We start from the raw sequence: 7508 nt of genomic DNA, 5'->3' as shown, positions 1-7508 counted from the left end.
GAATGGAGGAAACACTACAACACCAAACGACCCCATAGTGCTCTGGGATATCGCCCTCCGGCTCCGGAAACCATCGTCCAGATAGACCAGAGACCGGTCATGCACTAACTTTCAAATTGGACCACTCAAGTGGGGCTGATCAGACCGAGCAAGGACAGTTTAACTTTAATGATAGTGACAAGACCGTCGCAAAGCTGAAAGAGTTGCTGTCCGGTTATTTTGAGCATCTTGCCGAAGAGTTACCTGACGAGTGGACCCGACTTCAAAAGGACAAAGGCATACTGGCAACGAACGATGGGATTACGTCGGCAATCGCAATTCTTGGCGACATAATCGACCACATGGTCAAACATGAAGAGATTTCTACGCTTACTGAAAAGCCGACCGCAATCATCCAAAAAGTGAAGGGTTATTCGGTTGGACTGATAGAATACTATAAGGAACTCTCCGAGGCGGATAGAATGGAGCTTCGCCAAAAGTATGGACGTGGTGCACCAGCGAGGCTTCGCAGGATATTGCAACAAGCCATTCAAGATAAACGCGATGATTTTGAACCAGATGGATTGGCAGAATATTGGCGCGACCAATCCAAACAATTTAACACTGACGCTTTTGTAAAGATTTCAGAAATTGAAACTTTTCTCAAGGAGGAGGTCAAGGACCGCTTGGTTGACTTACACGGCAACAATTGGCTCAAAAAGGGGGTTAAGCCAAATATGTATGTTGAGTTAAATTCAGCTGCGGCGAAGAAAAACCTGTCGATAGAGAACGCGGAAGATGAAAAGGGCCCCTGGGATTGCCTCTACCTGATAAGTTACCAGGACATCATGACCACGGGTAGCCAGTGGAGTTCGACATTCCAAAAGGACTTCACTTGCCCGGGTACCGAAAGTAAGAAAAAAGAAGAAAAAACAAAGTGGCTGTCTACATTGAATGAGATCAGAAATCTGGTAGCTCATGGAGATAGCGTTTCTCAAGCGCAGTATGATTTCGCTTCAGCAATTTATGAGTGGCTGATCCTAGATGAGCCTCAGGCGATCAAGGAGATCCAAAAGGCGGCATCTCAGTAAGACTAAACCGGGTTGCGGAAACGACATCGTACCAGTGAAGACATAGTGGCGACGAAGGAATCTGGAACAATGACCCGCGCTGGCCGATCAATTGAGTTATACTTCGTGGATGGTGATCCTGGGGGCATGGTCACTGCGACAATCCCCTTTCAGTGGACTGGTCACGTTCTCGTCTCCAGTCGGACCCAAATCAAGGAAGCCCTCGCCCGGTTCGAGGCCGGGCGACCTGGGGTGTACTTGCTAGTCGGCGATAAGGACGGTGAACCTTTTCTATATGTCGGTGAGACCGACGAGATAAAAACCCGGATCACTGCCCACGCCGCTCAGAAGGACTGGTGGTCGACGGCCATATTGATCACTTCTAGCGGCGAGCCGCTGAATAAGGCTCACGCCCGGTACTTGGAGAGCCGGTTGCACGCCGGTGCGTCACGACTAAGGAAGATTTCCTTGGACAACAGCCAGTCTCCGACCCCGAGCCCGCTCAGCGAGGCTGCAAAAGCTCACATGGATGATTTTCTGGAGAACATCTATCTGGTGCTTCCTGCCCTACGTTTCGACTTCCTGACCGAAGACACTAAGCCAGACAGCCCTACGTCAGCCGAGCCAGTGATAGACGCGCCGGTATACTTTACATTGACCGTGCCGAGGCACGGCGTCAAAGCTGAGGCCCGTGTCGAAGGTGGGCAGTTCGTCGTAGAAGCAGGGTCAATTGCTCAGAAGGAATGGATCGGGACCACCTCAAGTGACAGTACTTATGCAAAGCTTTTTGGTGAATTGGTCAGCCAGGGAATTTTAGTTCCAAAAGGTAAAAACTCGACGTTCGCCAGGAGTTATGTCTTCAAGAGCCCTAGTGCCGCCGCTGCCGTCGTTGCCGGACGACCAACATCGGGACCAACACACTGGAAGTTGAAAGGCACCAAAAAGTCCTATGGCGAATGGGAAGCCGATAACCTAGCCCTATTGATCGGAGACATCGACATCGACCTCTAAGTATTGATGGATGACGCGATCCGTGGCTGAAGGTCGGCAAGAAGAGCAATCTGCGGAATTGAAACTTCTACCGCACCCAACTTGCCTGTATGAAGTTCACAAGCTGACATCTGTCAGGCATTCCGCGATATCGGAAAAGTTCGCTCTGTCAGAGTTCACGCGTCGCTCACTTTCGGCATTGCAGCGAATGGCAGGTTGATGGGCCGTTGACGAGGATATGCAGCTAGAGGCTGTTTCCGAGGCTTTGTATCGACCAGTTCCGGTGCATAGTTTCAAGCATCCTTGAACGGCAAAACTGTAGTTTGACCGTTTTGTCTCCTTTTGCTAAGACCGAACGAAACACAACTATCCCAACTCCGGATGTGCATTTCACATTAGGCACAAAATAGTTGCTCTGATGCACGCTCCCCAAAAAATAATCTAATATGAAGATATATTTGCACTGATCGAGCTACTTCAGCCGCTCTGACGCCGAGGATCAAAAGTCATGACTGTGTGTAGTGTCGCTGTGTTAGGCTGACGTGCCAGCAAGCTACCTTGGACTTCAAAGTCGGCGGGTAGGTTGGCGGGTATACAGCCAACACTACCGAATAGATCAATAAATTCAAAGTGTCGGGCGACACATAGTTTTGCCATTGCTGCGCGGCTAAGTCTTTGATTTTGAGCCAACTGGATTTTCCTCGGCGCACTAGATTTGCCTTTTGCGACTCAAAGGTTTTCCATCGCATCAGGAGCTTGGTAGCTGCCATTGGTCTCAGGTGCAGAGAAAGCACGGAAAGAGCCCTTAGCAACGGATGCTGCGCGGTGCATCAATGGGAACGATACATCGCCAAGCGGACGCGGTTGTAAATGCGGGAACAAACCTCATCAGTGGTGTGGTTGTAGCTGAATAGCGGAAGGTCTCGACCCACGAAACAGTCGACCAATTTCACCGACGAACGCTCCATAATTCAATGCTGTTTGGCGCATGTCTGTTCAATTGAGTGTCTCAACTCGAACCAGATGAGACAGTTTTTCCGTTGCCTCACTTCGCTGAGGGAAAACGCTACACAACCTACAAAGATTGCATCAGCCTTTTCTTCGACAAGGAGGAGAGGAACAATGCAGCCAGCAAAAGACACCTTGGCGTGGATGTATGAAAAGATGGTGACCAGCCGTCGGTTCGAAAACGCCATCGAGAAAATCTACATGGAAGGTAAGTCGCCGGTTTTCAACATGGCGGACGGACCGATCCCAGGTGAGATGCATTTGTCAGACGGACAGGAACCGGTGGCGGTTGGTGTCTGTGCCCATCTGAATCCCGAAGATGTCGTGACGGCGACGCATCGCCCGCATCATCAGGCCATCGCTAAGGGTGTGGATCTGAAGAAGATGGCCGCCGAAATTTTCGGCAAGGCGACGGGCCTGTCCGGCGGGCGCGGTGGCCATATGCATATCTTCGACGCCGATGTGAACTTTGCCTGTTCGGGGATTATCGCTCAAGGCATGGGGCCTGCGGCCGGGGCGGCGCTGTCGCGTCAGATACAGGGTAAGCCGGGTGTCGCGGTATCGTTTATCGGTGAAGGTGCTGCTAATCAGGGGGCCTTTCACGAGGCCATGAACCTGGCGGCGGTCTGGAAATTGCCGATGGTCGTTGTGGTCGAGGACAATGCCTGGGGCATTTCCGTGTCGAAAGAGGCCTCGACCGCGATACAGCGCAACTCGGACCGGGCGGCGGCATACGGTATTCCTGGCCATTACATTCCAGGCAACGATCCAATGAAGATCTACGAGGTTGCCGGTGAAGCGATCGCTCGGGCGCGTCGCGGCGAAGGTCCGACACTGATCGAGGTCGAAACCTATCGTCTGGCCGGACACTTTATGGGCGATGCCGAAGGCTACCGCCCAGACGGTGAAAAGGACGGGCTGTTCGAGAAGGACCCGATCCCGGCAATGCGCGCCAAGCTCCTGGCTGACGGCAACTTTACCGAAGCGGAACTGGATGCATTGGAAGCCAAGGCACAGGCCACTGTGGACGAAGCAATCAGTTTTGCGCGCGAAAGCGCCGATCCGAAACCTGAAGACGCGCTGACAGCTGTGTTCGCCTGATAGGCCAAGGGAGGAATGATAATGGAAAATGAACGTAAACTTACAATTGCCCGGGCAATGGCCGAGGCCACCGCACAGGAAATGCGCGATGATCCGAGCGTGTTCGTCATGGGCGAAGACATCGCGGAACTGGGCGGTGTCTTTGGCAACACCCGTGGATTGCTGGAGGAGTTCGGCAAGGAACGGGTCCGCGACACGCCAATTTCGGAGACGGGGTTTATCGGTGCCGCCGTGGGGGCGGCACAGGATGGCATGAAGCCGGTTGTCGAACTGATGTTCGTTGACTTCTTCGGCGTCTGCTTTGATGCGATTTACAATCTGATGGCCAAGAACACCTATTTCTCGGGCGGGAATTTCAACGTACCCATGGTGCTGATGACCTCGACCGGGGGTGGCTATTCCGATGCAGGGCAGCATTCGCAATGTCTCTATGGCAGCTTTGCCCATCTACCCGGCATGAAAGTGGTCAGTCCGTCCAATGCCTATGATGCCAAGGGGCTGATGACAGCGGCGCTGCGCGACCCGAATCCGGTGATTTACATGTATCACAAGGGATTGCAGGGTATGGGCTGGCTCGGCACCGAAGCGGGCGCCATCGTGCATGTGCCGGAAGAAAGCTATGAGGTCGAAATCGGCAAGGCCGCGATTGCCCGCGAAGGGCACGACGTGACCATCGTATCGATTGCGCAAGGCGTTCATCACGGGCTGAAAGCGGCGGAAAGGTTGGCCGATCAGGGTATCAGAGCCGAGGTGGTAGATCTGCGGTCTCTGGTGCCGCTGGATCGCGACACGATCCGCGCCAGCGTCGCAAAGACCGGGCGGTTGATCGTGGTGGACGAGGATTACCACAGCTACGGAGTGTCGGGCGAAATCATCGCGACCGTGACCGAAAGCAATATGGCGGATCTAAAGGCCCCCCCCAAACGCATCGCCTATCCGGATGTGCCGATCCCGTTTGCCCGCGTTCTGGAACAGCATTGCCTGCCTAATGCGGACAAGATCGTCGCCGCCGCGCGAGAGATCTGTGGAGCGCCGGTTCCGGCCTGACGTCGGACAAACCCATTACAAGCAGATGCCACCCTGGAATGACGGTGTGGCCGCAAGAGGAGACTGCCAATTGGCTACCGATATCATCATTCCATCCGACCTTTGGGACGGCGATGAAGAATGCGTCATCACCGCCTGGCTGGCCAGTGACGGGGCGCAGGTCACCGAGGGTGCGCTGATCGCCGAGATCATGACAGCCAAGGTCCAATACGAGATCACCGCCCCTGCTACCGGCACGCTAAGCATAGCCAAGGCGCAGGATGAGGTTGCGGCCAAGGGCGATGTGATCGGAGCGGTCTCGTGACCGTGCAAACCGTCACAGAGTCAACGGTGGTGCCTCTGCGCGGCGCGCGCGGCATGATTGCCGACAAGATGAGCGCTTCGCTGCGAGATGCCGCCCAGCTGACCCACCATGCCCGTGCCGACATGATGGCACTTCTGGCGACCAAGGCGCAGTTCAAGGGTGAAGGGAATTCTCTATCGGTCGAAGATTTGCTGATGGAGGCGACGATCCGTACCCTCAAAAATCATCCCGATATCAATGGCAGGGTCGAAGGGCGTGAAGTGCATCTGACTAATGCCGTCGATCTTGGTGTCGCCATTGCGCTGCCGGGCAACCTGCTGGCCGCGCCCGCGATCTTTGGAGCGGACCGCATGAGCCTGCCGGAGTTGCGTGCGGCGCGGCGAGATCTGGTGCAGCGGGCTAACACCAACAAGCTGACGGTGCCTGAAATGACTGGCGGCACCTTCACGATCTCCAACCTTGGGCTTAGCCGGGTGGAGCAATTCACCCCGATCATCAACACGCCCCAAATCGCCATTCTGGGTATCGGGCGCACCGTGGACACACCAGTACGGGATGGAGAAAATGTGGTTTGGAAGCCCTATGCTGGTCTTTCCCTGACATTCGATCACAGGGCGATCGACGGTGCACCTGCCGCCGCGTTCCTGACCGATCTATGCACAACGATCGAGGAATTCGTGCCATGATTGTCGCCCCATTTGCCAGTGCTGAAGATGGGATCGCACGTGAGGCGGCTATGTTTCAGGCGGGCAAACCCGCCATGCTGCTGTGGCAGGCTGATAGTCAAGCGCTTGTGCTTCCCGCAGCATTGGCACGGCGTGCGGCGATGAAGGCACATTTACACGACACCCGGACCGCTGGGTGCCAGGTGGTGACCCGCGGCAGCGGGGGCGGCATCGTTCCGCAGGGGCCATGTACGCTGAACCTTGCGATGGTTCTGCCCTGCCAACCGGACTTTACCGTGGAGGATGGATACGCTCTGATCTGTGGCACGTTGGCCGAGGCGCTCACCCGCTTTGACATTGATGCACAGACAGGTGCCTGCCCCGGTTCGTTCTGTGACGGTACCTGGAACGTGTTGGTAAAGGGGTGCAAACTTGCCGGAACCGCGCAAAGGGTACGGACCACACAAGACGGTCGCGTCGCGCTGCTGCATGCCGCGATCCTGTTGCGCCTTCCTGATCCAGGTCACTGGGCTGAGCTTTGCTTGATACATCAGGCGGCTTTTCCCTTTGAACCGCCTCTGCGGCCAGATGCCCACACCACGATCACCACCCTCATGTCGGGGGCACCCCTTCAACAAAAGAGCTTTCCCGGAGCATTGATCAGAGCCGCGGAGGACCGGCTGTCTGCATTAATGCCCCGTGAAGTAAAGGCGGCCTGACCGCGCAATAAAACCCACTGGGAGGAAGAAAATGACTATTCGTTTCCACCGGCTAGGCAAATCGGACGAGGACCGCGTGGCTATGAGCCGCCGCATGTTCCTGATGACGACAACCATGGCCGGCATCACCACTAATGCCATGCTGAGTGGCGCAGCTTTTGCGGCATCAAGCGTGTTGAACGAGGCACAGGGTGCAAACCTGCTGCGCATGGTGCAGGATATCTACCCGCACCCCGACATTTTGCAACTGTCGCATTACGAAGCCATTGCAACGACCATCATGACCAATGCCGAGGCAGATGCAGACATGGCCAAGGGCCTCACCGATGGTCTGGATCAGATCGATGCAAAGGCGCAGGAACTCTTCGGGGTTGCCTATGTCGAAATAGAAGATCCGGACGCGCGCGAGGGTCTTTTAAGGCATTTCCAGCATGAGGGCTTCTTCCAGGGTGTCCGCTGGACGGCCTATTTCGGCATTTACGACAACAAGGATGTCTGGCCTCTGCTGGGCTACGAGGGGTCTTCCGCAGAGCATGGCGGTTACATCGATCGCGGTTTTTCCGACATCACATTCGTTCCCGAGGGCCCGACCCTTGAAGAGCGCATGGCCGACGTTCAGAGCTAA

At 55.2% G+C, this 7508-nt stretch carries 9 protein-coding genes; all 9 read left to right on the top strand.

The features are described from left to right. Positions 1-108 (top strand): integrase core domain-containing protein (locus tag AB1E33_RS26365; protein WP_372580208.1); only part of this gene is annotated, 108 nt, incomplete at its 5' end. A gap of 8 nt (positions 109-116) precedes the next feature. Then, the gene (locus AB1E33_RS26360; protein ID WP_372580205.1) at positions 117-1070 is read left to right on the top strand and encodes a hypothetical protein; all 954 of its coding nucleotides are present in this window, start codon (positions 117-119) and stop codon (positions 1068-1070) included. Positions 1071-1139: 69 nt separating this feature from the next. Beyond that, a complete protein-coding gene (locus AB1E33_RS26355) occupies positions 1140-2060 on the top strand; it encodes a GIY-YIG nuclease family protein (RefSeq protein WP_372580204.1) in 921 nt (306 codons plus the stop codon). Positions 2061-3161: 1101 nt separating this feature from the next. After that, positions 3162-4148: a thiamine pyrophosphate-dependent dehydrogenase E1 component subunit alpha gene (locus tag AB1E33_RS26350; RefSeq protein WP_372580203.1), complete on the top strand. Its 987-nt coding sequence runs from the start codon at positions 3162-3164 to the stop codon at positions 4146-4148. A gap of 21 nt (positions 4149-4169) precedes the next feature. After that, positions 4170-5195 carry an alpha-ketoacid dehydrogenase subunit beta gene (locus tag AB1E33_RS26345; RefSeq protein ID WP_234995271.1) on the top strand — a complete coding sequence of 342 codons (1026 nt, stop codon included), beginning with the start codon at positions 4170-4172 and terminating at the stop codon, positions 5193-5195. 70 nt (positions 5196-5265) lie between these two features. After that, complete coding sequence (locus tag AB1E33_RS26340; protein ID WP_085823808.1) at positions 5266-5499, top strand: biotin/lipoyl-containing protein; 234 nt, start codon at positions 5266-5268, stop codon at positions 5497-5499. Continuing rightward, positions 5496-6185: a 2-oxo acid dehydrogenase subunit E2 gene (locus tag AB1E33_RS26335; RefSeq protein ID WP_372580202.1), complete on the top strand. Its 690-nt coding sequence runs from the start codon at positions 5496-5498 to the stop codon at positions 6183-6185. Before AB1E33_RS26340 ends, AB1E33_RS26335 begins: the two co-directional genes overlap by 4 nt. Continuing rightward, positions 6182-6883 (top strand): lipoyl protein ligase domain-containing protein, encoded by a 702-nt coding sequence (locus AB1E33_RS26330; protein ID WP_372580201.1) that lies wholly within the window; start codon positions 6182-6184, stop codon positions 6881-6883. The genes AB1E33_RS26335 and AB1E33_RS26330 overlap by 4 nt, the downstream gene beginning before the upstream one ends. A 31-nt stretch (positions 6884-6914) precedes the next feature. Then, entirely contained in the window at positions 6915-7508 is a 594-nt protein-coding gene (locus tag AB1E33_RS26325) for a hypothetical protein (RefSeq protein ID WP_372580200.1), read from the top strand.

It is taken from the genome of Ruegeria hyattellae (assembly GCF_041537925.1).
Classification (GTDB): Bacteria; Pseudomonadota; Alphaproteobacteria; order Rhodobacterales; family Rhodobacteraceae; genus Ruegeria_C.
The sequence above is the reverse complement of the archived record's forward strand: the minus strand, read 5'-3'. Positions and strand labels throughout refer to the sequence as shown.